Origin of the sequence: Nocardia sp. NPDC049190, assembly GCF_040648115.1 — a bacterium.
Lineage (GTDB): Bacteria > Actinomycetota > Actinomycetes > Mycobacteriales > Mycobacteriaceae > Nocardia.
The window spans coordinates 126,120-150,490 of sequence record NZ_JBEZDE010000006.1 but is presented as its reverse complement, the minus strand read 5'-3'; the positions used below and the strand labels follow the sequence as shown (position 1 = coordinate 150,490).

The window sequence follows — 24,371 nt, the reverse complement described above, 5'->3', positions numbered from 1 at the left end:
TAATCGTCGGTGCCGAGCCGACGCTGACCTGCACGAGCTCGCTCTCAGCAGGCAGTGTGACCGGGGTGCGTGGCCCGACCGATCAATCGGTGGCGGGGTTGTCGGAGCGGCAGTTGCAGCTGGCACGCAATGGGGTCGCGATCGGCAAACAACGCCGGATGCGTCAGTCAGTGATCATCGCCGAACTGGCTGCCCAAGCCACCGAATCGACCTTCAGGAACCTGGCCAACCCGGCGGTGCCCCAATCGCTGAACTACATCAACGATGGACTCGGCTACGACCACGACTCGCTTGGCCCGCATCAGATGCGCGCCAGCGTCTGGGGATCCGTCGGCATCGCCACCTTGATGGACCCGATCTACCAGATCAACTGGTTCTACGATCACGCCGAACAGCTCAGTGGTGCAGCGCAACAGATGTCGCCGGCCGAGCTCGCTCAAGCCATCGAGCGCTCGTTGCCGAACGCCTATGGGGCACAACTGGAGTTGGCGCAGCGACTGTACGCATTGTTCGCCGACATCGACGTCGCCTCGATGCACCGCACGTCGGCTGGGTCACCGGCGGCCGGGTGTGGGCCGCTCGAGTCCGGGACGCCGTTGCCGGCGGAAGAGAGTGGGTTCGGACGCGCGGTGATCGAGCAGGCCGGCCGCTGGATCGGCACCCCGTACGTGTGGGGCGGCGGCGACACCAGCGGCCCGACCGGCGGCGGATTCGACTGCAGCGGGTTGACCCTCTACGCCGTCTATCACGCGTCCGGCGGGCGGATCCGGTTGCCGCACTACACCCAAGCCCAACAAGACCACCCCAGCGCGCAAATGGTGCCGTTCGCCGAGCGGGCACCTGGGGATCTGATCTTCTTCACCGCGCCGGGCGACACGGATTCGCATCACGTCGGCATCTATTCCGGTCGCGACTCCCAGGGCCGCGACCTGCTGCTGCATGCACCGCAAACCGGCCAGACCATCACCATCACTCCGCTGAGCGCCTGGGACGGCGAACGCATGGATGTCCGCCGCTACACCAGCCCCAATATCCCAATCCCGGACATCAGCATGGCAGGCAGCCGCATATGAGAATCACACCCACCGTTGCAGCCCCGCCTTCCGGCGTCACGCCCGAGATGGTCGTGTGCATCCGCGTAGCCGAGGTGCAAAGGTTCACTGACGCGTCCACCACAGCGGAATATCTAAGCACACTGATCGAAGCCGGGATCGGCTATGAAGGTCTGCGGCAAGCCAAGGGCGCACGGCCACACCGTGTACCGGCGGCTGTCGGCGATGGCGGCTCTCGGGGCCCTCTTGAAGCTGTGGTCAGCAGACACCATGGTCACCTTCATCGTCTGCCGTGCGGGCGGACCAGTCATCTGGCAGAACCTGCTCCCCGAAGAGACCGTCTTCGACAGCGGTTCGGCGAGTGGGGAAACCTCGACGCGATATCCGATCTGGTCAGCCAGGCAAGTCCGGGCCGGGTGCGGTGCCGAATGGGCCACCTTGTACCTGACCCTGGCCAGGAGCCGTGGCATCGACGTCAAAACCTTCGCCGCGCCGGTGCTGGATGTCGCCATCGACCCGATGCACAGCCCGGGTGCCGAGCAATGCAACCGTCGCGACGCCATCGACTGGTACGCAACCGACCTCGGCGACCTGCTGCACCACCATCAGGATTCTGCATGACCAGAACGACATTCCTCACCACCATGATCGCTCTCGCCGCCGTGACTTCAGGATGTGCCACGAATACGCCGTCTCCAACGGCCAGCGCTGAACAGCACTGCCGGGCGACGAGTTTTGTGCCGTCTTTCGGCGAGGTGGACTCATGTTCTGTCGAAGCAGTGCTGACAGTGGCGGTGTCCGCGGTGTTCAGTTATCGGCCGAGTGACAGCGCCGATCAGCGTGGGTCATTCCGGGCCGCGCGTCCGTTGATGGATTCACGATTCGCCGAGCACGCCGAGTACGCGGCCCTGGTGTGGGCTCCGGTGAGCGCCACGCAGTGGCAGCAGTGGCGCACCAACGTCACCACGATCACCGCGGCCGCTCGTGTGACCAGCGACGACCATCCCGCCGATACCGCAACCGCTGCCAGCCGCGTTCTGGCCATCGAACTCGAGCCCAGCGACCAACCCCCGATCAGCTGGGCGGTGTACACCCGCGCAACCCGCGCAAACGCCGCCTCGGCGTGGTTGTTGTCTGGAATGGAGGTGCTGTCGTGAGTGGTGATCCTGTCGAAGAGTCCAGTCAGGCGATGCGCAACGGGTTCGTTCAGGCGTTGCAGACCTCGCACACCACCGCAGCCCTGATGCGGGGGCGCGGCGGGGAAGCGCGGTCCAAGGCGGAGTCCGAGCAGCGGATGCGTCATGCGACAGGCAAAGAGCAGCGCTCCTTCATCGAGCACAGACTCCGCGTGATCGACGCTGTGGATTCAGCGGGCCACGCGCGGGAACTCAACGCTGCCAAAGTCGACGAAGTTCGTGCCCGGATCGAGCGCGGCGGTGAACTGCACGAGCTGGAGCAGCAGCAGAAGAACCGGCAGATGGAACGTGCTGATGCCGACCTGGCCCGCCGAGACGAGGCAGGAAAGCTCGAGCGAAAACACAAGATCGAAGTCCACAAGTTACAGATCGACGGTTACACGAACCGGGAGGCCAGAGCTGCTGCGCTGCATGAATTCGACGTCGAACTCAAAGAATTGCTGATTGAAATCCGCCGCCGTGCAGCGGGTTTCAGTGACACCCTGAGCGCGCATGGCGGATCCGGCGAAGCGATGGCATCGGTAGCCGCGTTCGCCGCGGCGAAGGGGGCGGAGGGCTTGTGTGAGCAGCACGCCGCCGCAGCCGATGACTACGCCGAGCGTTTCGCCGAAGACTCCGGCCGAGACTTCACCGATGCTATTGACGCCACCCCTGTCGATGGCTTCGGCGACCTGGATGACCTCGACGCGGGGATGGCGAAGCAGGCCAGCGCATTGGTGGCGATCGAGGACATCGTCGGTCTCACCGAGGAGCTCAGTTTCGTTACTCACCTCACCTACGAGTTCGCTGATCTGTCAGGCGAGGCGGACGACGACCCCGACGAAAGGGTATTGATCGGCGAGACGATCGACGCCACCGGAGTCACCAGCGAAAGCCTTTTCGAGGCTGCGGATTTCGGCCTGGATGCCGACGCACCGCTGCTTCACGTTCCCCTGGCGCCGGATCTGGAGGTCGAGCCCTGACCAGCGAAACCAGGGCGCCAGTGCCGCGACACCCCCCAGCTGGGGCGGGTGAGTTGGACGTACCGCCCCTGTTAAACGTGCGCATGCTCAAACCCGTCTAGATCTGCGCCTACGACAACCACCAGCACCTCGAGTGATCCGGCCACGCCGGACATCAAAGCCTACCGCCGTACGAAGCTTCCACGAGAGGACGGACAAGCCATGAGGCAATATTCACGGCAGTTGGAGGAACTGCCAGCTGAAAGCTGCGGCTGCTCGAAGGTATCCAAGACACTTCGACCGACTGCGCCTGCGTCCTGCTGCAGGGCTATCCCACGCATCAGCTGCATTACGACGTCGGGACAATTCCGACGCAGACCTGGCGCACCCACCTATGTGGCCGCGCCACCGACCGCACCGAAGACCGCGGCCTGGGACAGCCAACCCGATGTCCGCCCTCCTGAACCCGGCTCGTCGGTGCGCGAGCCGTGACGGAGAATGACGATGACGACTCCCGAATCCGAATTCTCGCCACCGCAGACGGTGGTCCAATGGCAAGCGCAGCTGCTGCTGCGCATCCGGTTGCTGGCTGCCGAACACACCCGCATCCTGGACGCGGGGTGGGAAAATTTCGAGGCCCTAACCGCAGACGACAGTCCGCAGATGGCCTGGCAATCGCATTTGGATGGGTTGGAGGCCCAACGGGAGCAGGCCGAACAGGCCGCGCTGACCTCAGGTATCGAGGCGGCCTGGATCGAGGACGCTCGCGAGCTCGGCAGCCGCAGCACCCGCCCGCGCGTCGATGCTGGGCTGCGGCAGAACCCGTCTCGCGACAACGCCGCCCAGGACTTCTACGTCGACATGCTGTCCCTGGACATGTGGCATCTGGAGCGGATGGCTGCTATCTCAGCCGCCCGTGCGGACCGCATCGCGACTGGGCGGTGGAGCTTCGGCACGAATCACGCCGCGGCAGCGCTGTTCACGAAGAACATGCAGCTGTACCACGAGCGCGTAACCGTACTCGCGCACGCCGCACAGATCACCACTACTGAAGCCGACCTGCTGTGGGGTGCAGGTGTGGAAGGTGAGAGGCGACAGCAGGCAGTTCACCTCGAAACCTACGACGAACTGGCACTGGGCAACGAATGGAACTCCTATGCGACTGCTCGCAGCGACCTTGCGGTCCCGCCCTACATCCCCACCGACCCCGATACCAATACGCCCATCGCTCGCGCTGAGGTCACTCCACCGACACCACAACAGATGATCGCCGCCGCAACCGCTTCCCTGCGCGCGGAATTCGTCGATGCCGCGATCGGCCGCGGCGGCGAACTCGATCGCGCCGGCGATCCCACCGCCATAACCGTGGCCATCGACGCCGCCCTGCCCGCGGGCGAGCAGAGCTGGGACAGCGAGCCCGACTATGCCGCCTACACCACGAACCCGCACCACGCGATCGACCTCGACACAGATGCGTACTAGCCAAATGGCGTGAGAGGAACGGATCGCCTGCTACTGATCCCATCTGACGGCTCACTTCACACACTTTGTCGACGCACTGGTCACGGGTACTGACCGGGACGTCGAAACCGCACTGCCAGGGGACATCCGAATCACGCCGCACCGTCGATGACGGTGCGTGGCAGACGCCTTCACTTACCGGAGGTCGACGATGTCCAGCACTACACCTGATCCCGTTTGCTCGCAGTACCGCCAACCCTCCCACTGCCGCATCAGCGACCGGGGAGCCGAGCTATGAGCTGGCCCGACCCGCGACGCGGAGCCACCGATCCCGCCTACTACCACGACGCCGCCAGCAGCGCCGAAGCCTCGATACGGGCGGATTTCACACGCTACTACCAGCTGCGACTGTTTTCACCGTTCGCTGAAACACCCATACAAAAGAAGGAATTCACCACACAGGCCGATGCTTTGGCCACACGGTGGGGCCGCCACGAATCCGTTGAGCACCGCAGACTGTGGGAGCAACTGCAAGCCGCGGTCTCCGGGTGGGAACTACGCCCAGAATTTACCCGAGCTGCCTACGACCGGATCGCCCAAGCCAAGGTCGACGGAGACGTCCCCGTCGATGCGGTGGTATGGCGCAACCTGCGCCAAGCCGCCGAAGTCACCGGACACATAGAAACCACCATTACCGGCTCCGAGCAAGACGCTGCGCGTTGGCGCCCCACCGACCGCTCCGCCAAAAAGGACGCCGAGCGTGCCAGCCTACTGGACCGAGCTCTTGGCGGTCGCGGCCCGGAACTGGCCAGCGTGGCCGACTTCGATGCGATCATCGCAGAAACCGATCGGTTGCTGGCGGCCGAGCATGAACTCGGCGACCTTGACACCGGCGCAGACGAGCACGCCGATCTGTTGCCCGAGCGTGTGCGCTCAGCTCCGGTGGGCTACACCTACAGTGCCGAAGCCGACCGCGAAGCCTGCCAGATCGCGGCACTGCGGCAGTTCCAAGATCTGACCGCCGAGCACGCCCGGCTGGCCGAGCGGTGGGAGGGTTCACCCGAGCACGATCAGGCGCAGCTCGCGCGCCTGGAATCCCTGCTCCACGCCTCCCGCGCCTACCGTGTCGACGCAGCCCAAGCGGGTGTGGCGATGTCTGACATCGAGGCTGTTTACCGCGCTGGACGCCATGGCACTTACTGGCACGAAGAGCCCGGCAACCCGCATCAGGGTCGAATCGCGCGGTTGGTCGAAGAGCGAGACCGCGCTAATGAAGAAGCCGACACCTTGCGCGAAGTCGTCGCGGATCTACGCCAACTCGCATCCCCGCCTACCTCGCAGGTGGAGCTGAGCCAGCCATCTCCTTCTCGCGAACCGGTCGAACCGATTCCGGATCAGAGTGGCGCCGATATCTGTGAGGCCATCGATGCGGCTCTGCCCGACGCCGACCTCCGCGACTGGAGCTCCACCGACGGCATCGAAGCAACCCCCGCGATGGCATCCAGTCAGGTCGTCGTCGACGCCGAGGTTTCGCTGTGAAAGCCCATCCTGCCCAACTTTTCACACCTATCTGGAGGTGATCATGTTCTCGACACGAGAGACGCGCCGCCGCACCAAACGTGGTCTGGGCGAGGAAACGCAACTGCTGCTGGCGTTTCTAGGCCTGGTGGCCATGGGGCTGGCGTTGTGGGCGGCGTTGAGTCTGGGTAGCTGGTGGGCTGGTCTGCCAGTCACCAGCCATCCGGTGACCGCGCTGCTCACGGTGGTTGCTGGTCGGCACCCCTGGCCATGGCAGGCCAGCGTTCTGGCTATCGCCTTCACCGCCTCGGGGGCTGTGCTGGTGGTCGGGTGCTGGAAGGCAGCTGCTGTGGGCAGTGAGATCGACGCTGCAGCGCGCACGATGCAACGCCCGGCGGCGATTCGGATGGCCCGCGCCCGCGACAACGCGCTAGCCAACCAGCGGCTGTTGCGCGACGCCGACCCTGAAGTTCAAGCCTGCAAAGGCCCGCCACTCGGGGAGACGGTGATCGGTGGTGTGGAGTTGTTCGTGCCCGCCGAGCTGGGGGTGACGATCGCGGCGGGCACCCGCACCGGAAAGACGATGGCATGGGCGATCCCGGCAGTGTTGTCGGCATGGGGGCCGTGCCTGGCTACCTCGAATAAACCGGACCTCTATCGGCACACCATGTACGGGCGTGAACAGCGCGGGCGGATCTGGTTGTGCGATCTGCAAGCAGTCACCGGGAAGGTGGAGTGCGGGTTCTGGGTCAACCTGCTCACCCAGGTCACGGGTTTGCCCGCGGCTCGCAAGCTGGCCGGGTTCTTCGTCTCTGCCGCCTCCGGGTCGGCGTCGCAGGCCGCCAATGCCAAGGTCGACAGCTATTTCGACGGCGGCGCTCAAGAACTGTTGAGCCTGTACATGTATGCGGCGGCGTGCGTGGGTGGGGATCTGCTGCACGTGGCCGAATGGCTTGGCCGCGACCAGGACCAAACCCCTGCGTTGATCCTGCGCCATTGCGGGCACCACCGGTCAGCCGAGCGAATCCTCGAGTCCCAAGCTCTGTATGCGCGGCAGCGTGACGGGCTGTTCGATATGGCGCGTCGGTTCCTGAACGTGCTCTCGGATGAGGGCTACGCGCGCATGGTCACCCCGCCGCGGCGCTGGCTGCTGGGGGTGCACGAGGAAGCAGAGAAGAAGGGTGGCAGAACCCGAGTCGTGGTCGAGAGAATTGAACAAGGCCCGACTCACGATCTGCCAGAGTTCACGCCGGCGGAGTTCGTGACATCCCCGGACACGCTGTATGCGCTGTCGATGACTGGACCCGACGGCGCCACACCGTTGACCTCGGCGCTGGTCGGGCAGATTCTCGAAGCCGCTCTAGATGCGGCGCGAGCGCGGCCGGATGGGCGGTTGGCGGTGCCGCTGCTGGGGGTGCTCGACGAGGCAGCGAACTGCGCACGTATCTCCGAACTGCCGAGCTACTACACCTACGCCGGGGGTTGCGGGATCGTCCTCATGACCATCTTGCAGGTCCTAGAACAAGGCGAAGACCTCTGGGGAGCAAACGGTCTCAAGACTATGCGCGCCCAGTCGATCGAGGTCTACGGCGGCGGCATCGCTGCGGTCGATTACCTCGAACATTGGTCGGCGATGACCGGCCCCCATGATGTGGCCGACCGCTCCAGCAGCCACGGCGCCGGTGGAGCCAACCGCACCCTGACCTGGCGCGCCGAACCTATCCTCGATGTCGCCGTGCTCGCCGCGCTCCCCAAAGACCGAGCCCTGGTGCGACTCCCGAACTACGGGCCGGTGGTAGTCCGCAAAATCTGGTGGCAGGACACCGAATACGCATCCCTCATCCGGACATCGCTGGCGCATTTCGAGAAAGCCTCCCACCAGATCGCGCTGCCCACCGAGGCCGCTGACGACGACGCGGCGACCGGTGGTCAGCAATCATGAGCGCACCGACCGCATCGGCGGCCAAGAAGCCGCCGATGCCAGCGGCATACCATCATTTCACCGAGTTCACCGAAAAGTGGCTGCTGCCCACGATCAACATCCGATTGGCCGAAGCGAGCCGGGAAAACACCTACACCTGGTGCAGCAAGTGGTGGGCACACCGGCCCGTCGCTGTCCGAATCGCGCACCTGCACAACGCATTCGAAGCCCAACGCCGCGCACAGACCGGCAGCGGCCTCAGCACCTTCCTGCTCTCGCACGTCGACGCTCACTTCAAAGTCATCCTCGACGCTGCCAACGGTCCACTGCACCGCTGCACCCGCACCACCCACATCAGCACACCGACACTGCCGTTCGATCCCGTCCCATTTGGGTGGTTCACTTCCGCGAACCGTCCACCCGGTACCGCACCTGAGAGCGAGAAGGAGGCGAAGAAGCCGCCACGGTTCGCCCATTACAGCGACTTTGTGCAGGACTGGCTGCTACCGGTCAATGCCGTTCGGATCGCTGGCAACAACCGCGAAGGCCAGTACACGTGGTGTCGGCAGTGGTGGCGCCACCACGCGGTGGCGGTCCGCTTCGCCGCCCTGCACGCGGTATTCGAAGCAGCACTCCGCGCCGAGGACAAGTCCGCGATGAGCGGGCTGTTCGTCCGCCACATCGATCCCCATATGCGTTCTATCCTCGACGCCGCCAACGGCCCCCTGCACCGCTGCACGCTCGACCAACACCTCGAGATCCCGGGGCTCCCGGCCGCACCGATCCCCACCGCATGGTTCGGCGCCTCTAGCGCGAAAACGTTGACCGAGCACCTTGGATTCGGGCCCGACTTCCGAGCCTTCGGCAACGGTGCGACGGGAGGGTCGGGATTGTGATTACGCCCACGCGCACGCAGGTACAGGTGCTGAAATCCCTACAGAACCAGTCGGTGACCGTCACCAGCATGCTGGCCACCGCAACCCGACACCAGCAGCAGACCGGGCAGCGCCCGCCGCAGTCCTGGTACGAGGATTTCCATAGCCGGGCGATCCTGCGTGAAGAGTTGACCAACGTCGCACTCGCCGGCGGAGTGCCGCGCACGTGGATCGATCATGTCCGCGAGCGCGGCGCCCGCGCAGTGCACTGGAACCCGGACCTCTACCTACGCACTCCCGAGCCGTTGAACTGGGACGAGATCCTGGGCGGCCTCGACGCGCAGGTGCAGCGTCTGCGCGCTTGGACCGCCCTTGCCGCGGCCTACGGACCGATCGCTGCGCGAGCCGAGGACGGGGCCAGCGCCGCGTTTGATCGCAACTTGCGCATATTGCGGGCACGGACCGCAGGCGTAACAAACCTGCTGGGCCTCAACACTGAGCAGGGCCAACAGTTGTGGGGCACCGAAAAGGACTGGGTGGCTGTCGGGGTGGCGATAGTCGACGGTGTTCCGATCGAGGGGCTTGCGCAACGCTGGCGTCAGGCAGCACACAACGATACCCGCGCCTACGCACTACAGGCTACGGCGCTCGCCGAGGCGGGAATCGCGATCGATGACGCGGTGGCACTGCCATCGCATGAGGAACTATGGCCCCCGATCAGTGCCGCGCTCACACCCCCGCAACCGCTGTTCCAGTCACCCGTCGCGCCGGGGCCCGAAATCGAAACCGCGATCGGCGCCGCAAGTCTGCCCTACGGCGTCGATGTCGAAACGGTCATCGAGGCACCGACATTCAGTGACGCGCCCTGTAATGACGACCTCTGGACCAGCGACCCGTCACCGACTGGTGTACACACCACGTTGTCGTTCTGGCAGGAGATCGAGCTATGACCGATCTCAACTCGCCGCTGCGAATTCGTGATATCCCATCCGAGCAGGCCGCGTCCCTACATTGCATCCACGAGCTGGCCGCGCGCGAGACCCTGCTGCGTCAGGCGATGCGGGCGAGCAGCCCGCGCTCTGCGGACGGCGCGCGAATCCTCGACCAGATCTGCGAGGTCAGCCGTAATCGGGACTTGACTGAGATCGCAGCCCGTGGCGGCGGCGTGCCCGGATCCTGGGTCGACCAGGCGCGAGCGGCTGGGCAATCCGGCCGGGCGTGGACCGACGAGCTGCTGCTCATGGCACCTCACCCGCGGGCGAGCCGCCGAAATACCAAACGGGTTCTCGATGACACCCGCCAGATGGCCGACATGGCTGCTATCACCATCGCTCGCGAGAACTGTCTGGCTACCTACGGTGTCACCGCAGAGCCGGAACCTGCTGCTGCCGGGCAGCTTCGACGAAACATGGAGGCGATGTGGACGCGCGCTGCGGCCACCGCCACGTCGATCGGAATGGGCCGCAATGAACGCGCCCGCTTGTTCCATGCCGCCAGCAGTGACGTCGAACGCCGCGTCGAGACCTACCTGCACTACAGCCTCGACGACCTCAACGCGCAGTGGCGCAGCTACACCACCCCCACCATCGCCGCCAGTGTGCGGCGGTCGCTGGGTAGCCTGCGCCGCGCTGGCCGCCGCGCAGACATCACCACCGCGGACTCCGACGCAGAACAGCCCCCGAGACCGAAGATCTTGATTGAACGAGCCCGCGACGCCCTGAACCCGGCAGGCGCCAGAGGATCCCAAGTGGGAACTGATATCGCCGCAGCAGTTACCGCCGCAATCCCGGACGCGATGGCCCACGGCTGGGACATGTCAGCGGAAGTTCACGGCGGCCATTCCGCCGCCGAAATGTACCCGGATGTTGGGCCCGATCCGTAGTCGACCGGGAACCCTGTTGCCCCTCCAGCGTTCAGTGCGAGGAGTCTATGCATCCGCCCGAGCCCGGCGTATCTGTTGTTGCCGCGTCACAACCTCTGGCGATCACAGCGAAATGCATGTTCCGCTATGACCAGGGTGCCCAGCCGCCGCGATTCATCCCGCCCAACTTTCGCCCGCAGACGCTGCGTCGTAGCGACCTGCGGCGCCAAGCACGTCCCCGGCCTCCCTTGAGATCTGGAGATCCGACCATGGCCATTGGCCTCGATCACTTTGCCCGTCCCGCCGCGTCCCGCCGCCACCAACTAGGCGATCACCGCATCACCTCTTTGCCCGACGGCGCCGCGCTGCTCGAACCTCGCGCCTGGCTGCCAGGCTCCGACCAGGTCTGGGCCGAACACCTCCATCTGATCAACCCAGACGGCTACCTCGCCTACACCATCACTTCGCCCGGCGCCCGGCTGATCTCGTTCGGCGACGCCATGCGGACCCCGTCGCAGATCACCCACCCCGAACTGATCTCCGCCGTTGATGACGATCCGGCCGCATCCGTAGCCACTTGCCGCCGCCTGATCGACGACCTCGCCGTCCACGACACGCTCGGCGTCGGAGTGCACTTCGCCGACGTCCAACTAGGCCGAGTCACCACCAGTCCCTGCGGCGAACTGGTCTGGCAGCCCGAATAGTCAGCGCACCCAGCGCGATCAACTGACTTCGCCTCCCCACTGTGACAGGAGACAACTATGCAAGCATTCCCCCGATCCGGCGGGGGGACCTTCCAGGTCCGCCCCGCCAGTAGCCCCGCCGAGCTGCGTGAATTCAGCCGACGGCATTACCTCGCGAGGTTGCCGTACGCACGCCGCGCCGTACGCAACCACCTCCAGTCCAACGACATCGGGAAACGCGGCGCACCACTAGACCGCCGCATGCACATCGACATATCCGTCGTCACAGCCGCACCCAAGGAGACCCTGTTCGACCAGGCGGTGAACCAATGAGCACCCCAAAGAACCCCGCGCGCCTGTTAAAAAGGAACGTCACCACGCCGATCCCCGATATCCGTGATCTTCAGGTGGCCGTTGTAGGTGCGGGGTTCGGTGGCATCGGAATGGGCGTCGCGCTGCGTCGCGCGGGCATCCACCGCTTCGCGATCTACGAAAAGAGCACTGAGGTCGGCGGCGTCTGGAGGGACAACACCTACCCGGGCTGCAACTGCGACGTCCCCTCGCACCTGTACTCGTTCGCGTTCGCGCCCTACCGCAACCGTCACACGCGATACCCGGGACAGCGGGAGATCCTCGCGTATCTACGTCGCGTCGCCGACGAACGGGGTCTCGCACCGCATCTCCAATTGGATACGGCGATCAGCGAAGCCACCTACATCGAGGACGAGGGACGTTGGGAGCTGATCACCGCCGCCGGGCAGCGCGTAGTCGCCGATGTCGTAATTTTCGCCGTCGGCCAGCTACATCGCCCGAACCTCCCCGAGATCCCCGGGCGAGCCGACTTCGCCGGGCCCTCATTCCATACTGCGCGATGGGACCACGAGACGAAATTGCACGGCCTGGATGTAGCGATGATCGGCACCGGATCCAGCGCGGCCCAGATCCTGCCTACCCTCGCGGCGACCGCGCCTCGAGTGCGGGTGTTCCAACGCACACCACACTGGGTACTTCCGAAACCCACCATTGAGTTCGGATTGCTCGCGCGTACAGCGCTGCTGGCGCCGGGCGCTCATCACATCTACCGACAAGCGCTCTACTACGGCGCCGACGCTCTGTTTGCCCCGATCATGCGTCGCGGCTGGTCGGCGCATCCTGCCGAATGGGTCGCTCGCCGATACCTGCGTCGCGCGGTCGATGACGCCGTGTTGCGCGCCAAACTCACTCCCGGTTATCCGATAGGCGGCAAACGCATCATCCTCGACAATGACTACTACCGGACGTTGACACATGCGAACGTCGAGCTGATAGCCGAACCGATTACTCGCATCACCAGAGATGGGCTCATGACCGCCGACGGCGGCCACCACAGCGCTGACGCGATCATTTACGCCACCGGCTTCAAGGCACCTGAGTTCCTCATGCCGGTCATCGTGCGTGGTCGCGGGGGAGTCCAGCTGCATGATCAATGGCACGCAGGTGCCACAGCTTTTCTGGGGATGGCGGTCTCGGGCTATCCGAACGCGTTCCTCATCGCGGGACCGAATTCCTTCAACCCGGCAGGTAGCAATCCGGCGATGAAGGAACACCAAATCGATTGGATCATCAAGTGCCTACGCTGGCGTGAGCGGACCGGTGCTGCCGCAATAGAAGTCACTGAGCAGGCGATGCGATTCCACCAGCGATGGCTCGAGCAGGCAATCGGCAAGACGGTGTGGCCCATCGCCGGGACCAGCTGGTACAAGCACTCCAGCGGGGCGATCACCAACCCTTGGCCCGCCTCCGCGCGGACCTACGAGCGAATTCTGCGCCACCACCCGCCCTCCGACTGCTTCCGCGCGGTCCCGTGAACGGGAAGACCTTCCAGGCCTCGTCAGTACATGCGTTGCCGACGCGGACGCAACAGGAAAGCGACTATCGCAAACTCCGGTGAATGTCCGGTTGAAATGTCCGGTGTTCGACGTACGTCCGGTTGAAATGTCCGGTCGATATGTCCTTCTCCGCTGTGCGGCGGCTCGACATTCTCAGAAGGGCATCCGCCCATCGATCTCTATTCCATTCTGGAGTCACTTCGTTGACCACACCACCGGACATCGCACGATCCATAACATGCCCTGTGGCGCATGGGTCGCCCTTCTACACCGACACTCCCCGCGTTGCGCTGCATTCCTCGGAGTTCGCCGCGGACCCGCATCGGGCATATCGGCAGATGCGCCGTCGGTATGGCTCGTTGGTGCCGGTGGATCTTGCGGTCGGTGTTCCGGCCACTCTGGTGATCGGATACAACACCGCGCGGCGAATCTTGTTTGACCCCGAGCACTTTCCCGCTGATCCACGCCGCTGGCAGCAGAACATGCCAGCTGACTGCCCGATCCTGCCCATGTTAGGGGCGCGACCGAACGCATTGCGCAGCGCGGGACAAGAGCACGCGCGCTACAGACGTCCGAACACCGCAGCCATCGGTGCGGTTGATCTGCATGCGCTGGACTACACAGTTAGGGAGATCGCTGTCTCGCTGGTCAACGCCATCTGTGGGTGGGGTTCGGCAGAACTGATCAGCGAGTACGTCTTCCCACTCACGTTCGCCGTGCTCAACGCCATGCTGGGCTGTCCACCGGATATCGGTCAGCGATTGGTAGGTCCGTTTGCCGCGATGTTCGAAGGAAAAGACGCCGACACGGTCGACGCGAACCTCTGTGCTGCGTTGTTCGACCTGATCACCCGCAAGCGGGTCGAGCCCGGCAACGACATTACCTCGCGCCTGCTGGCAGACCCAGCCCAGCTTGACGATACTGAGCTCGTCAATCAACTTCTCACGCTGTATGCCGGCGGTATCGAGCCGCTGCAGAACTTGATCGCCAACTCCCTGCTCCTGATGCTCACCAATGAACGGTTCGCTGGTGACCTCCTGGGCGGCAGCCTCACGACGCGCGCGGCGCTCGATCACGTGTTGTTTGCCGACCCGCCGTTGGCGAACCACTGCGTCAGCTATCCGCGTCAGCCTATCCTGATCGATAGTGTCTGGCTGCCCGCGGATCAGCCAGTGGTCATCAGCATTTCCGGCTGTAACAACGACCCCGCGATCAGCGCTGGGGATCACACCGGCAACCGATCGCACCTGGCATGGAGCGCAGGACCACATGCCTGCCCAGCCCAGGCCGCGGCGTACCTGATCGCCCAGAACGCCATCGACCAACTGATCGACGCGCTCCCTGAACTGCGGCTTGCCTGCTCAGCCGACGAATTGTCTTGGCGGCCCGGACCTTTCCACCGCGCCCTCGTGGCCCTACCGGTTGTTTTTCCCGAATCCCCACCCCTGACCTTCAGGTAGGGGACACCCAATGGAGGAATTGTCATGTCAACAGCACTGATTCACGGCAAGGCCCCGGTCAACGGAACGACGCTGGCCTACACGCAGGCTGGCCCACGTGAGGGGCGTCGCCGACCAGTGGTGTTCTCACATCCGCTGTTTTTCAACCGGACCCAGTGGTATGAGCTCATGGCGCGATACGCCGAGCTCGGTCACCCTGTGTACACCTACGACCATCGAGGCCAAGGCGAGAGCGCGCGGGCAGTGCGGGAAGATCTGTCGATCGCCACCCTCACTGAGGATGCGGCGGCATTCATCGAGCAGTACAGGCTGCAAGGGTGCCATTTCGTCGGTGCCAGTCTCGGAGGTTTCGTCGCGTTGTGGCTGGCAGCGCTCCGACCCGATCTCGTCAGCACGGTCACCGCAATCGGGTCATCGGCGGAGGAGGAATACAAGCGCGCCGACTACGAACCGCTGGTCGATCACCTCACGGCACACGGTCCGACGCAGGTCGTCGACCCCATCCTGAACATCATGTTCAGCGACTGGACCCTGGAGAACAACCACTCGCTCACCACCACCTGGCGGGCAGTCATCAACTGCCTTGATCAAAGCATCGGCGACGCCAGCCACGGCGTCATCACCCGCCCGCGCATCGTCGAGAAATTGCACAACTGCGCCGTGCCAGTGCTCGCAATCGGGGGTGACGACGACCATGCCTACCCAGGCGACATATCTGGAGAGAACATCGCTAACGCAGTCGGCCGCCACGGCCGCCACGTCAGGATCGAGCACGCGGGCCACTCCGCCGCCCTCGAACAGTGCGAGGCGGTCGCGCGGCATCTGGATGAGCAGTTCGCCTTCACCGATGGTGTCTGAGATGGGGTTCGATCCGGTCGGAACCAGATGTTCGCCCTCCAGCCAGCCCAGGCCGCAGGCCAGATCGACTACGTAGTCGGGTGCAGACAGTCCGGCGTGATCGGCGGCGTGTAGATGACATAGCCGCAGGCGCTGCAGATGTGGAGGCGATGAAGGCCGCCGGCGTGTAGACAGGCCAACGATCCGACGAGCATCTGTTTCGGGCCGAACTGTTGCCCACATTGTGGGCAGCGGCAGGGCCATGGTTCGGCCCACTTTCCGTTGTGCAGGCGGTATAAGCGGCCGGGTTCGACGACCCGGCCGTCGCTGAGCCGGTACACCGGACGCGGGCTATCGAACATAGTTTCGAGTATTTCACGTTCTAGCGCGTCAAACTTTCTGGCAGGGTTGCTCGGTTTACGCTCCGAGCACATCGAGCCAGGAAGGAGCCAGTCTGTGGCGAGGTCACGGCGGTTGACGATTCCGGTCGAGGACAAGGTGCGGGTGGTGCTGTCCGGGGAGATGAGCGCTGCGGGCCGCGCGGCGGCGTGGGGTTGGTACGGCGTCGGTGGGTAAGTGGAAGCAGGCGCTCCTGGAGGCCGGGACCAAGGCGTTGGATGAGATTCCCAGTGGCGCGGCCGGGGCCCAAGGCGCGCCGGAACAGCGGCGGTTGCGGATGGAGAACGAGCAGCTGAAGCTGGCACTGGCCGAGGCCACGGTGCAGTTGCGGGTGTGGCAGCACGGCGCCGCGCTGGTGGATCAGGTCCCTTCCATGACCTCGAAGCCCTGAGAGCGGCAGAGGGACTGCCGGTTTCGAGGTTCGCTCGAATGGCCGGCATCCCTGAGCACAGCTATCAGCGACGGTTGGCACGGCTTCGCCACGGGGAGCTGCCTCAGGGTCCGTGGCCGTCGCCGAAGGTGGAGCGGTTCGAGCCGATCGCGGCCAAGTACGCCGAGGAGTGGCCGGCGTGGGGACATCGCAAGATCGCGGCATTGATGCGCGCCGACGGCTACGAGGTTTCTACCTCCACCGTGGAGCGAGCGCTGCGGCGGCGCGGCCTGTTGTTGCCGCGTGGGTATCGCGCTGACCGCAAGTCGTGGGCAATGTTGCGGCGGAAGGTGTTTCGCGATCCGTCGGCGCACCGCAATCGTGTGTGGCAAACGGACTTCAGCGAATTCGAAACGATCGGCGGTGGGATCTGGCGAATCTGCGCGGTGATCGATTATGCGACGAAGTACTGCCTGGCCGTCACTGTGACGCCGACGGCCCGCGGTGTCGATGCACTGGCCCGCCTACGGCTTGCGGTCACCGATGCCGAACGGGCTCTCGACCTGGACGATTTGCGGGCGGATCGCGGGCTGGCCGAGGTGCTCGAGCCGGCCGGGGAGGTGCTCGGCATGGTGCGCGAGCCGATCGCGGTGGTGTCGGACAACGGGTCGTGTTTCCGCAGGGAAGTGTTCAAGACCGCGTTCGCCGGACCGGATTCGCTGCTGCGACACGTCCGCACCCGGGTCCGGGCACCCCAGACGAACGGTGTGATCGAGCGGTTCTTCGGAACTTTGAAATACGAGCACCTATTCCGCGGCATGATCACCGACGGTGACGTCCTGGACATGGAGATCCATGGATTCCGGATCATCTACAACGCGATCAGGCCGTACCAGGCGCTCGGCGATCGAACACCCAGTACGGCCTACACCGATCGTGACCAGTAGAAAAGCGCCCGATAAGCGGCATTTGCGTTGTCGCTAGGGCCACCCGACCCATTATTCGACGGCGATCAGTGGATCTCCGGATTGACCGGTGCCGCCCGGCGGCTGCCTCGCGCGAGGGTGAGCCACGTCGCTACCCGCTCGACGACGGCTGCGCCGAGGGTGATCGGATCAGATAGATTGCCGCGGAGTAGACGTCGTCGTTCGAGATGTCGTCGTCGCTCCGGCTGTATCGGACGAATGCCGAATCGACTGGAATGTCGACAACACTTTGAGGGTCGAAGGGGAATCGGTAGTCCTCGTCGTGATCCGACCATTGGCTAAAACTCCCCGCAGGCAGAAGGTAGAGGCCGGGCGGTTCGTTCCGATGCAGATGCTTCCGCAGGAAGTCGATCCCGGCGCGCAGGGACTTCGGTGAAGGCAGCGCATGTGTTTCCTCCAAAGGAACGATCAGGCTGGCGGCGATACCCGCCCGATTCGGCCAGTCGACACCTTTACAGAGTGCGTCAAAGGCGCTCGCGCTGCTCCCGAGTAACCGGGCGGGATTCCGCAAGCTCTCCACGCTGAGCCCGAATTCATCGATATGCCGGGAGAACAGGTGTTGGTCTGCTGCGACGGAAACCTCCGCGGCCCACCGCTCAATCGCGTCCAGATCAAGATCTACCAACAAGCCACCGTCCGTTCCGTCCACAGCCGTGCTGGATCATGCCATCGACCGGCGGCAGTCAGCCACCCGGTTTCGATCCGTCCGAGCGCCTGCCAGCCACACGATCTGGAGCGGGTCTGATTGATCCGCCCTCACGTCGGCATTACCGTGCGGTCTCAGGTGACCTTGCCATCCGGGGCGTTATCCTTTCGGCCAGCTAGATCCTGCCAAGAGGTTGACGCAAGACAGTGCACCATCTTCTGTCCGCCGGATAAGGCAGCGGTGTTGGTGCCAGTCCGGCTCCCGGATGCGCAGCGTGTACCCAGCAGCGTCGAGAGCGGGAACGTATGCTTCTTCATCGGCGGTGTCCGGGATGACCAACAGGATGTCGACAATCGATTTGGCCGCGAGCCCGGGCACAGAGGTCGAGCCAGTGTGCTGCGATGCGCAGAACCAGCGCGCCCAGTGCTGCTCGTATTACCGCAGCCCCGCGCAGGTCTACGCTGAGCATCTGAACGGGATGATGCACTGACTGTTGACCCCGCCACCGTTTAGCGACACTCGTCGTCCTGGCTTCTGCGGAGGGTGGTGAGAATGTCACGCAGGGCGCAGACGTCGGCGTGTTCTAGTCCGAGTACCCGCTGGCGATCGGTGAGGATCTGTTCGTACCGGTCGATGGCCTCGGCCACCATTCCGTAGGTCTTGGCCAGGTTTTCGCGTGTGGTGCGGGCGCGGGGGTGGTTGGCTCCGAACGTCTCCTCAAGCTCGGGGAGGATCTGCTTGTAGAGCCGGATGGCTTCGGGGAATTGTTCGGTAGATGCGTAGGCGTTGGCGAGGGTGTGACGAATGGTGAGAAGATCGCGGTGGTCTGGTCCGAGTACCTGCCCGGCGTCGACGAGAGCTTGCTCGAGGATCCGGATGGCCCGAAGCGGATTGTCAGTGAGTGTGTAGGCGCCCGCGAGGTTGTTGAGGGTAACGAGGTTGTCGGTCATGCTCCAATGCTCGGCCTCGGCGAAGTTGCGTTTGTACAGCCAGATGGCTTTGGGGAATCGTCCGACGGATTCGTAGGCGCTGGCGAGATTATTTCGGGTGGTGAAGATGTTGTGGTCACCGGGTTTAAGCCGATGCTCAACGTTGGGGAGATTGCTCTCGTACAGCGCGATCGCCTCGGCAACTCGGCCCACCGATCGGTACGCCTCGGCGAGGTTGTTAAGGGCACAGAAGGTGTGGGGGTCGTTGGCTTTCAGTATGCGCTTGGCCTTGCTGAGGTTGCGTTTGTATAGCCGAATGCCTTTCCGGAATCGTCCAGCGGAGAAGTAAGAGTGGGCAAGGTTGTTGCGTATGCCCAGAGTGAGGGGGTCGTCGGGTTCGAGCCATTGCTCGGCGTCGGTCAGCGTGCGATTGTCGTAGGTGACTGCGCGTGCCATGTCCGCCGCTGCGCACAACTGACGGCCGGCCCAGGTGCGTGCTAAGAACAACCGTGTGGTGACTTCTGTGCTGGTGGTGTGTGCTTCGGTTTTCCAGATGGCGTCGATCTGGTCGATGAGATGCGCACCTTCTGCACGACGCTGCCACGCTTGGCTTCTATCGAACAGGTTGTCATCGATGACCGTGAGCGCGTTGGCAGCAAGCTGTGACAATGCATAATCGGTTCCGGCTCGTTCACGTAGGACCCGGGCGATAAGGCAGTGCATTGCGACCGACTCGCCGGTCGTCGAGCGCGTCAGCAGTGATCCTCGGACACACCGAGCCAGAGCCTCACGAAGACGCCCCGTCTTATCGGGCAGGATTGCGACCGAAACTCCGGCGGGTGAGAGCATCGCCATGATCTCGAGTATTTCCCGCACCGCAGTATCGAGTTCGGGATCCCCAGTGGAAGCTTCGGTGGATTCCAGCGACAGCAGGATCGCCTTGTCCACCAGAGGGTGGCCTTCACCGGCCCGGCGGGTGAAGGCTTGCGGCAACGGTTGGGCGAGCAATCGCCGGTAGCTGGCGTAATCTGGCGGACAGAGGGTGGTGATGGTATTTGCGGCCTGCGTCAGTGCCAGCGGCAGATCACCCAGATCCTCTGCCACTTGATCCGCGCCATGGTCGTCGACGAGCCCTGTTGCGGCGGTGAGGAACCCGACCGATTCCGCACGGCTGTAGACCTCGACGCCCACCCGGGTGCCCAAGGTGGTGAAGTCGAGGTCGGTGCTGGTGATTATCACGCGTGTGCCGCCCCGGGTGGGAATGAACTCACTGACCCGATCTGGGTCACTGGCGTTGTCGAACACCAGCAAGCCCTCCTCGGCGCGGGAGGCGAGGTGATCCCGTAGCAGGTGCGCTGAACGCTGCGAATTCCCCTCAGGATCCGCGACGCCGAGCCGCTCGGCTATGACCGCCAGTCCTTCCAAAAGGGTGCCGTCAGTTGCGGCGTTGACCCACCCCACGACAGCGGCATCTGTTCGGCGGGCATACGCGGCAGCCAACTGTGTCTTACCCGCCCCCCGCATCCCGGTGACGACCACCACCACCCGCGAGCCCGTCAAAGCATCGGCAAGCCGACGCAGCTGATCGCGATCCACGAAATACGCGGCTTCGGCAGGGATCTTGCCCACCACTACCACATTCGGAGCCGTCCGAGTCTTATTCGCCTCGTTCAGCCATCTAACCCACTTTCTGACCTCGGCGTTGATCGTGGTTGTCTTGCCGGCGCGGTCGCTTAGGCACTCCACGACCACGGCGAAGTCCTTCTCCGACCCCGACCGCGGCACATGCCTGCGCGCACCGCCAGCGAACCACCCCGACAGAGTCCTGAGCGCGACGCCCGGCGGATGGTTGAGCTTTGTCCACTGGGCGATGCTTTGCATACTTGGCGACCCCGCCTCCACGTGCAGGCAATCGAGCTCTTCGAAAAAGCTCTCCTTCGTCATTCCCGGCCCGCCAGTCACCGCGCCGAGCCCCGACCGACGCCCTCGACCATCGGGAGTCGCGGCGAGTCCCAAAGTCGCCACACCAGCTCTGACATGCGCACATACGCACAATAGCGGAGCCGTCCGACCTCAGTCACCCGCCGATCTGGCGCAATGGGAACCCACCAGTCCCATCGGAGCGAAGGCGAAACACAATGCACGACAACCACATCACCAAATCCCTGCTGATCACGATCGCCGTCCTGCTCGGCATCATCAGCGGCATTCTCACCGCCCTACTTGCTCACTCCCGCGGCGCCCACCCCGCCGCCGCAATCCGCGACGGCGGAGTCGGATTCGCCGGCACGGTCGGCCTCACCATCCTCCTGTTGGATCACCTCGGTGTGCTGTGATCGGGATCTAAAGCCCACAGTTCGTACACGACGGCGACGTCGTTGGCTTGTGCTGGACTGACCCGCTAGATGGGCTGGTGGAACCCGTCTTCATCGCAGCACCGGTCATCTAATCGTGCAGCAGTCCTTGGTCCCTCCGTCTTCGGCGGCGCATTCCGCTGCATGCCAGGGTCAGGTAGTCAGTCGTCCGTCAAGATCGTTGAGGGCTGTCGTCGCGTTCGCTGAATTCGGTACTAGGAGGAGGTTTCGACAATGTCCGCTTACAAGGATGGTGACCGTGCCCACGGTGTGCGGCGTTTGGTGGTGTCCGCCTCCGCCGTCGGTCGGCCGCCAGGCTGTCCCTCGCGGCTACTGGTGAGGCTGCCAACCCGGTATGATTTCCAGTGCTCAGCGTGTGCAGGCGTCTGCCGTGCTCTTGGTGCACTTGATCAGCTTCGCACCCGACGGATCCAATCCGACTTGTGCAGACCACAGCCAATCCTGCACGTAACTCCGAGCCCGTGAATCCGACAATGGCAGAATCTAGACGCTGTCTACTGCCAGATCGAACTCATGTATAAGGTCAGCGACCGCGCTGAATCGGGTGTGCGGTGCAGCCGCCGCCGTGATCTGGGGCAGTCGCTCGACTGCCCTTCGGCTCGAGATCACCCTCGTCTCGCTCAGCGTCTCGGCGGCCATTTTGACACCGGTGTCCACATCACCCGTCCGAAAGGCGCTCTGCGCAGCCACGATCCGATCGAATATTAGCGACCGCACCGGACGATCCGGCGAGGATTCGGCCAACGACATATCGGTCAGCTCGAGTGCGGTCGTCGCACTGGATTCCGCTAGAACCCGGTCGGTGGTGTGCGCGGCCATTACACCGTGCACAAGCGCTTTGTGGCCAGCAAAATCGCCTTGACAGTGGAACACTCGCATCCACGGATCACTCGGCTCGTTCGCAGCAGCTAGCTGCATATCATGCTCCGCGCGGCTGAGACTGTCAGCCATCTCACGAGGTCGACCCATCATCGCGTACGCCCACGCGGCTGTCGCCTGCAACTGTGCACGCACCCCGACATCACCGGCCTCAGCAGCAGGAATCTGCCCGAACTGCACTAGCTTCAGCGCCGACACAGGGTCGTGCTGGTGAAGCGCAACGCGCGCCAGCGCGAATACCATGTTGCCCGCCAAACTGGCCCCTTCCCGTGTGCTGCTCAACAACGCCCACTCCAGACCCTGCGCCAAGCGTTCGCGGGCCCGGCTCTGTTGACCACTGTCGTGATGCGCCCACCCGGCAACCTTCGCCAAGTCGGCCAGCGCGACGTGCAGATCAGGTTGCACAGTGCGCCCGACGCCTCGGTTCAGTGCCCCGATTCCCCAATCCAGTGCTGCGGAGGCAGGATCCACTGCGACGCCGCCACCGAACGCACTATCCAGGTCGCGCAGGTGAGTAGTCAGATGTCGCACCTGCCGCACTTCCTCGGCGCCGACACGCTCTGGGAGGGGCCCCCAGCTCAGCCTTGTCTGTTTCGGCTGCCACGCGCGCAATGTCTCGTGGGACCCTGCCACTGCGGACGCAACTGCGACCAGAAACGCGCTGCGGCGCATCGGATCGACTTCCTCCAAATGAGTTCTCCGCAACTGTTGAGCTGGCACCGGCGCCCCCACGGTTGCCAGTAACCGACGATATGTGGGTCGCGGCAGGACCGCCCCCTTTTCCCACCGCCTGATCATCCGAGGATCACAGACCATCTGCGCCCCGGTCGCTGCCGCAGCGGCCGTTAACCTCTCAGCCAGTTCCGGCTGCGAGAGGTTTTGCTCCGCGCGCCATCGATGAAGCTGTTCACCCCACTCCACATCAGTGGGCTGTTTCATATCGACCCCCGAAATCGCCACCTACTGTGCGTCGTTGAAACATCACACTTGTCCGAACACTGCCTCTCTGTCGCACTGCAGCTGTCGCATGTCGGCTACACGTTCGACTCGGGCGTGCAGACCCGGCGGCGACACACAGCAAACGGCTGACGTGCTCCCGTCGCCGTATCGGCATTTGTGTGTGGGCGGACTCGTCACGTTGCGGATACGCTCCCGATCCCGCGCCATCCCAGCGGCAGTTGCACACGGCAAGCGCGGACATCCTCGATGAGGTCGGCGTAGCCTTCGCGGACCTGCCCCAGGTGAAACCACGCCTCGTGCTGTAGTTGCTCGTCTGTAATGTGGAGGACCGTCCACCATGCGTCGGCGTATGTCTTGGCGACATGACTGATTACCTCCCCCAGAGAATGGGTGTGTTTGCGCGCGGCAGTATTACGGGACAGGTGGAACGCCGCCCACGAATCGATCTGCCCGATCAGCCGCGTGATCTCTGCGCGGATGGAGGCCTCGTCCGAGTCGGTCGCACGCCTCATTGGGTCCACATGCCCGGGAATCAAGGCTGCGTGAAGATCACCCAGCTCCCGTGCCCACCCAATCAACGCCGACCCATGCTTTAGGTGCCCCGCGATCGCCGTCAACAGCTGCTCGGGCGACAACAACTCCGCAGGACCGACTGCATACCCGCCTTGGATTCGCAGCACCGTCGCGGCCGTGACCGGACTGTCGAGATCGGTTGCTTTGGGCATCACGGCACAGCCGGGAATGTGGCGGAGACCGTCCCCGTAGGGGCTCTGTACTGCGCGGACAGGGTACAACGTGTGAATGTAAGGACTGGGTCGCGAGCATCGACTTCTTCGAGCAGCGAAAGCAGTACTTGTTTCGGGGCGGTGGGTTCGAAGAACACCTGCCCAGGAACGAAATCGAGCGTTGACGCGTAGTCATGCATCGCCGCGCGGACCTCATCGCACGCTTGGTCGGGACTCAACTCACAGCGGGCGTAGCCAAACCACATCCCATCCACCTCTGCTAGTCGTCGTCGAGTCCAGCGGACAAGAGCGCCGCAGCGTGCGCCCATAGCTCCGTTGGCACTACGCACTGCTGGGTAAGCACCTCGCGGGCGGTTGCTGCCGTTAGTGCCGGCCCAGGTTCCAGTACGGCAACTGGCTCGTTAAGTG

23 protein-coding genes are annotated in these 24,371 nt (G+C 64.1%); 18 read left to right on the top strand and 5 right to left on the bottom strand.

Annotation, left to right across the window (positions count from 1 at the left end; translation table 11 throughout):
- The first annotated feature begins 113 nt into the window (after positions 1-113).
- The 17 genes from AB0B25_RS08005 to AB0B25_RS07925 all read left to right on the top strand — a co-directional run bounded on the left by AB0B25_RS08005 (position 114) and on the right by AB0B25_RS07925 (position 17,389).
- Positions 114-1,073: a C40 family peptidase gene (locus AB0B25_RS08005; protein ID WP_357176272.1), complete on the top strand. Its 960-nt coding sequence runs from the start codon at positions 114-116 to the stop codon at positions 1,071-1,073.
- Positions 1,074-1,217: 144 nt separating this feature from the next.
- Positions 1,218-1,673 carry a hypothetical protein gene (locus AB0B25_RS08000; RefSeq protein WP_357176270.1) on the top strand — a complete coding sequence of 152 codons (456 nt, stop codon included), beginning with the start codon at positions 1,218-1,220 and terminating at the stop codon, positions 1,671-1,673.
- The gene (locus AB0B25_RS07995; protein WP_357176268.1) at positions 1,670-2,209 is read left to right on the top strand and encodes a hypothetical protein; all 540 of its coding nucleotides are present in this window, start codon (positions 1,670-1,672) and stop codon (positions 2,207-2,209) included. The genes AB0B25_RS08000 and AB0B25_RS07995 overlap by 4 nt, the downstream gene beginning before the upstream one ends.
- 32 nt (positions 2,210-2,241) lie before the next feature.
- The gene (locus AB0B25_RS07990; protein ID WP_357176266.1) at positions 2,242-3,210 is read left to right on the top strand and encodes a hypothetical protein; all 969 of its coding nucleotides are present in this window, start codon (positions 2,242-2,244) and stop codon (positions 3,208-3,210) included.
- 483 nt (positions 3,211-3,693) lie between these two features.
- Positions 3,694-4,671: a hypothetical protein gene (locus AB0B25_RS07985; RefSeq protein ID WP_357176264.1), complete on the top strand. Its 978-nt coding sequence runs from the start codon at positions 3,694-3,696 to the stop codon at positions 4,669-4,671.
- 273 nt (positions 4,672-4,944) lie between these two features.
- Positions 4,945-6,189: a hypothetical protein gene (locus AB0B25_RS07980; protein WP_357176262.1), complete on the top strand. Its 1,245-nt coding sequence runs from the start codon at positions 4,945-4,947 to the stop codon at positions 6,187-6,189.
- 43 nt (positions 6,190-6,232) lie between these two features.
- Positions 6,233-8,110, top strand: coding sequence for a TraM recognition domain-containing protein (locus tag AB0B25_RS07975; protein WP_357176261.1), 1,878 nt, complete (start codon positions 6,233-6,235; stop codon positions 8,108-8,110).
- Positions 8,107-8,985 (top strand): DUF4913 domain-containing protein, encoded by an 879-nt coding sequence (locus AB0B25_RS07970; RefSeq protein WP_357176259.1) that lies wholly within the window; start codon positions 8,107-8,109, stop codon positions 8,983-8,985. Before AB0B25_RS07975 ends, AB0B25_RS07970 begins: the two co-directional genes overlap by 4 nt.
- Positions 8,982-9,914, top strand: coding sequence for a hypothetical protein (locus tag AB0B25_RS07965; RefSeq protein ID WP_357176257.1), 933 nt, complete (start codon positions 8,982-8,984; stop codon positions 9,912-9,914). The genes AB0B25_RS07970 and AB0B25_RS07965 overlap by 4 nt, the downstream gene beginning before the upstream one ends.
- Positions 9,911-10,846, top strand: a complete 936-nt coding sequence (locus tag AB0B25_RS07960) for a hypothetical protein (RefSeq protein ID WP_357176256.1) — start codon at positions 9,911-9,913, stop codon at positions 10,844-10,846. The genes AB0B25_RS07965 and AB0B25_RS07960 overlap by 4 nt, the downstream gene beginning before the upstream one ends.
- Positions 10,847-11,094: 248 nt before the next feature.
- On the top strand, positions 11,095-11,529 hold the full coding sequence (locus tag AB0B25_RS07955) for a hypothetical protein (protein ID WP_357176254.1): 435 nt from the start codon (positions 11,095-11,097) through the stop codon (positions 11,527-11,529).
- 57 nt (positions 11,530-11,586) lie between these two features.
- Positions 11,587-11,841, top strand: coding sequence for a hypothetical protein (locus AB0B25_RS07950; RefSeq protein WP_357176252.1), 255 nt, complete (start codon positions 11,587-11,589; stop codon positions 11,839-11,841).
- A complete protein-coding gene (locus AB0B25_RS07945; protein WP_357176251.1) occupies positions 11,838-13,355 on the top strand; it encodes an NAD(P)/FAD-dependent oxidoreductase in 1,518 nt (505 codons plus the stop codon). The genes AB0B25_RS07950 and AB0B25_RS07945 overlap by 4 nt, the downstream gene beginning before the upstream one ends.
- Before the next feature lie 383 nt (positions 13,356-13,738).
- Complete coding sequence (locus tag AB0B25_RS07940; RefSeq protein WP_357176249.1) at positions 13,739-14,836, top strand: cytochrome P450; 1,098 nt, start codon at positions 13,739-13,741, stop codon at positions 14,834-14,836.
- A 24-nt stretch (positions 14,837-14,860) separates the two neighbouring features.
- Positions 14,861-15,694 carry an alpha/beta hydrolase gene (locus AB0B25_RS07935; RefSeq protein WP_357176247.1) on the top strand — a complete coding sequence of 278 codons (834 nt, stop codon included), beginning with the start codon at positions 14,861-14,863 and terminating at the stop codon, positions 15,692-15,694.
- Positions 15,695-16,241: 547 nt separating this feature from the next.
- The gene (locus tag AB0B25_RS07930) at positions 16,242-16,463 is read left to right on the top strand and encodes a hypothetical protein (RefSeq protein ID WP_357176245.1); all 222 of its coding nucleotides are present in this window, start codon (positions 16,242-16,244) and stop codon (positions 16,461-16,463) included.
- Positions 16,464-16,501: 38 nt separating this feature from the next.
- The gene (locus tag AB0B25_RS07925; RefSeq protein ID WP_357176243.1) at positions 16,502-17,389 is read left to right on the top strand and encodes an integrase core domain-containing protein; all 888 of its coding nucleotides are present in this window, start codon (positions 16,502-16,504) and stop codon (positions 17,387-17,389) included.
- Positions 17,390-17,519: 130 nt separating this feature from the next.
- On the opposite strand, the gene AB0B25_RS07920 is transcribed toward AB0B25_RS07925, so the two are convergent.
- The 3 genes from AB0B25_RS07920 to AB0B25_RS07910 form a co-directional block, all read right to left on the bottom strand.
- Positions 17,520-18,056 (bottom strand): hypothetical protein, encoded by a 537-nt coding sequence (locus tag AB0B25_RS07920; protein WP_357176241.1) that lies wholly within the window; start codon positions 18,054-18,056, stop codon positions 17,520-17,522.
- A 177-nt stretch (positions 18,057-18,233) separates the two neighbouring features.
- Positions 18,234-18,452, bottom strand: a complete 219-nt coding sequence (locus AB0B25_RS07915) for a GrpB family protein (protein WP_357176239.1) — start codon at positions 18,450-18,452, stop codon at positions 18,234-18,236.
- 131 nt (positions 18,453-18,583) lie between these two features.
- A complete protein-coding gene (locus AB0B25_RS07910) occupies positions 18,584-20,947 on the bottom strand; it encodes a tetratricopeptide repeat protein (RefSeq protein WP_357176237.1) in 2,364 nt (787 codons plus the stop codon).
- A gap of 194 nt (positions 20,948-21,141) precedes the next feature.
- Here AB0B25_RS07910 and AB0B25_RS07905 point away from each other — a divergent pair, with 194 nt between their 5' ends.
- Positions 21,142-21,339: a hypothetical protein gene (locus tag AB0B25_RS07905; protein WP_357176236.1), complete on the top strand. Its 198-nt coding sequence runs from the start codon at positions 21,142-21,144 to the stop codon at positions 21,337-21,339.
- A 522-nt stretch (positions 21,340-21,861) separates the two neighbouring features.
- Here the strand turns inward: AB0B25_RS07905 and AB0B25_RS07900 are convergent.
- Positions 21,862-22,788: a hypothetical protein gene (locus AB0B25_RS07900; protein WP_357176235.1), complete on the bottom strand. Its 927-nt coding sequence runs from the start codon at positions 22,786-22,788 to the stop codon at positions 21,862-21,864.
- A 602-nt stretch (positions 22,789-23,390) separates the two neighbouring features.
- Positions 23,391-23,942, bottom strand: coding sequence for a hypothetical protein (locus tag AB0B25_RS07895; RefSeq protein ID WP_357176233.1), 552 nt, complete (start codon positions 23,940-23,942; stop codon positions 23,391-23,393).
- Positions 23,943-24,371 lie beyond the last annotated feature (429 nt).

Coding starts and splice junctions, on each gene's coding strand:
- AB0B25_RS08000 (WP_357176270.1), top strand. CDS start 1,218: ATGAAGGTCTGCGGCAAGCCAAGGGCGCACGGCCACACCGTGTACCGG.
- AB0B25_RS07905 (WP_357176236.1), top strand. CDS start 21,142: ATGCACGACAACCACATCACCAAATCCCTGCTGATCACGATCGCCGTC.
- AB0B25_RS07945 (WP_357176251.1), top strand. CDS start 11,838: ATGAGCACCCCAAAGAACCCCGCGCGCCTGTTAAAAAGGAACGTCACC.
- AB0B25_RS07975 (WP_357176261.1), top strand. CDS start 6,233: ATGTTCTCGACACGAGAGACGCGCCGCCGCACCAAACGTGGTCTGGGC.
- AB0B25_RS07895 (WP_357176233.1), bottom strand. CDS start 23,942: ATGCCCAAAGCAACCGATCTCGACAGTCCGGTCACGGCCGCGACGGTG.
- AB0B25_RS07925 (WP_357176243.1), top strand. CDS start 16,502: ATGGCCGGCATCCCTGAGCACAGCTATCAGCGACGGTTGGCACGGCTT.
- AB0B25_RS07960 (WP_357176256.1), top strand. CDS start 9,911: ATGACCGATCTCAACTCGCCGCTGCGAATTCGTGATATCCCATCCGAG.
- AB0B25_RS07990 (WP_357176266.1), top strand. CDS start 2,242: ATGCGCAACGGGTTCGTTCAGGCGTTGCAGACCTCGCACACCACCGCA.
- AB0B25_RS07995 (WP_357176268.1), top strand. CDS start 1,670: ATGACCAGAACGACATTCCTCACCACCATGATCGCTCTCGCCGCCGTG.
- AB0B25_RS07955 (WP_357176254.1), top strand. CDS start 11,095: ATGGCCATTGGCCTCGATCACTTTGCCCGTCCCGCCGCGTCCCGCCGC.
- AB0B25_RS07935 (WP_357176247.1), top strand. CDS start 14,861: ATGTCAACAGCACTGATTCACGGCAAGGCCCCGGTCAACGGAACGACG.
- AB0B25_RS07910 (WP_357176237.1), bottom strand. CDS start 20,947: ATGACGAAGGAGAGCTTTTTCGAAGAGCTCGATTGCCTGCACGTGGAG.
- AB0B25_RS07970 (WP_357176259.1), top strand. CDS start 8,107: ATGAGCGCACCGACCGCATCGGCGGCCAAGAAGCCGCCGATGCCAGCG.
- AB0B25_RS07985 (WP_357176264.1), top strand. CDS start 3,694: ATGACGACTCCCGAATCCGAATTCTCGCCACCGCAGACGGTGGTCCAA.
- AB0B25_RS07950 (WP_357176252.1), top strand. CDS start 11,587: ATGCAAGCATTCCCCCGATCCGGCGGGGGGACCTTCCAGGTCCGCCCC.
- AB0B25_RS07980 (WP_357176262.1), top strand. CDS start 4,945: ATGAGCTGGCCCGACCCGCGACGCGGAGCCACCGATCCCGCCTACTAC.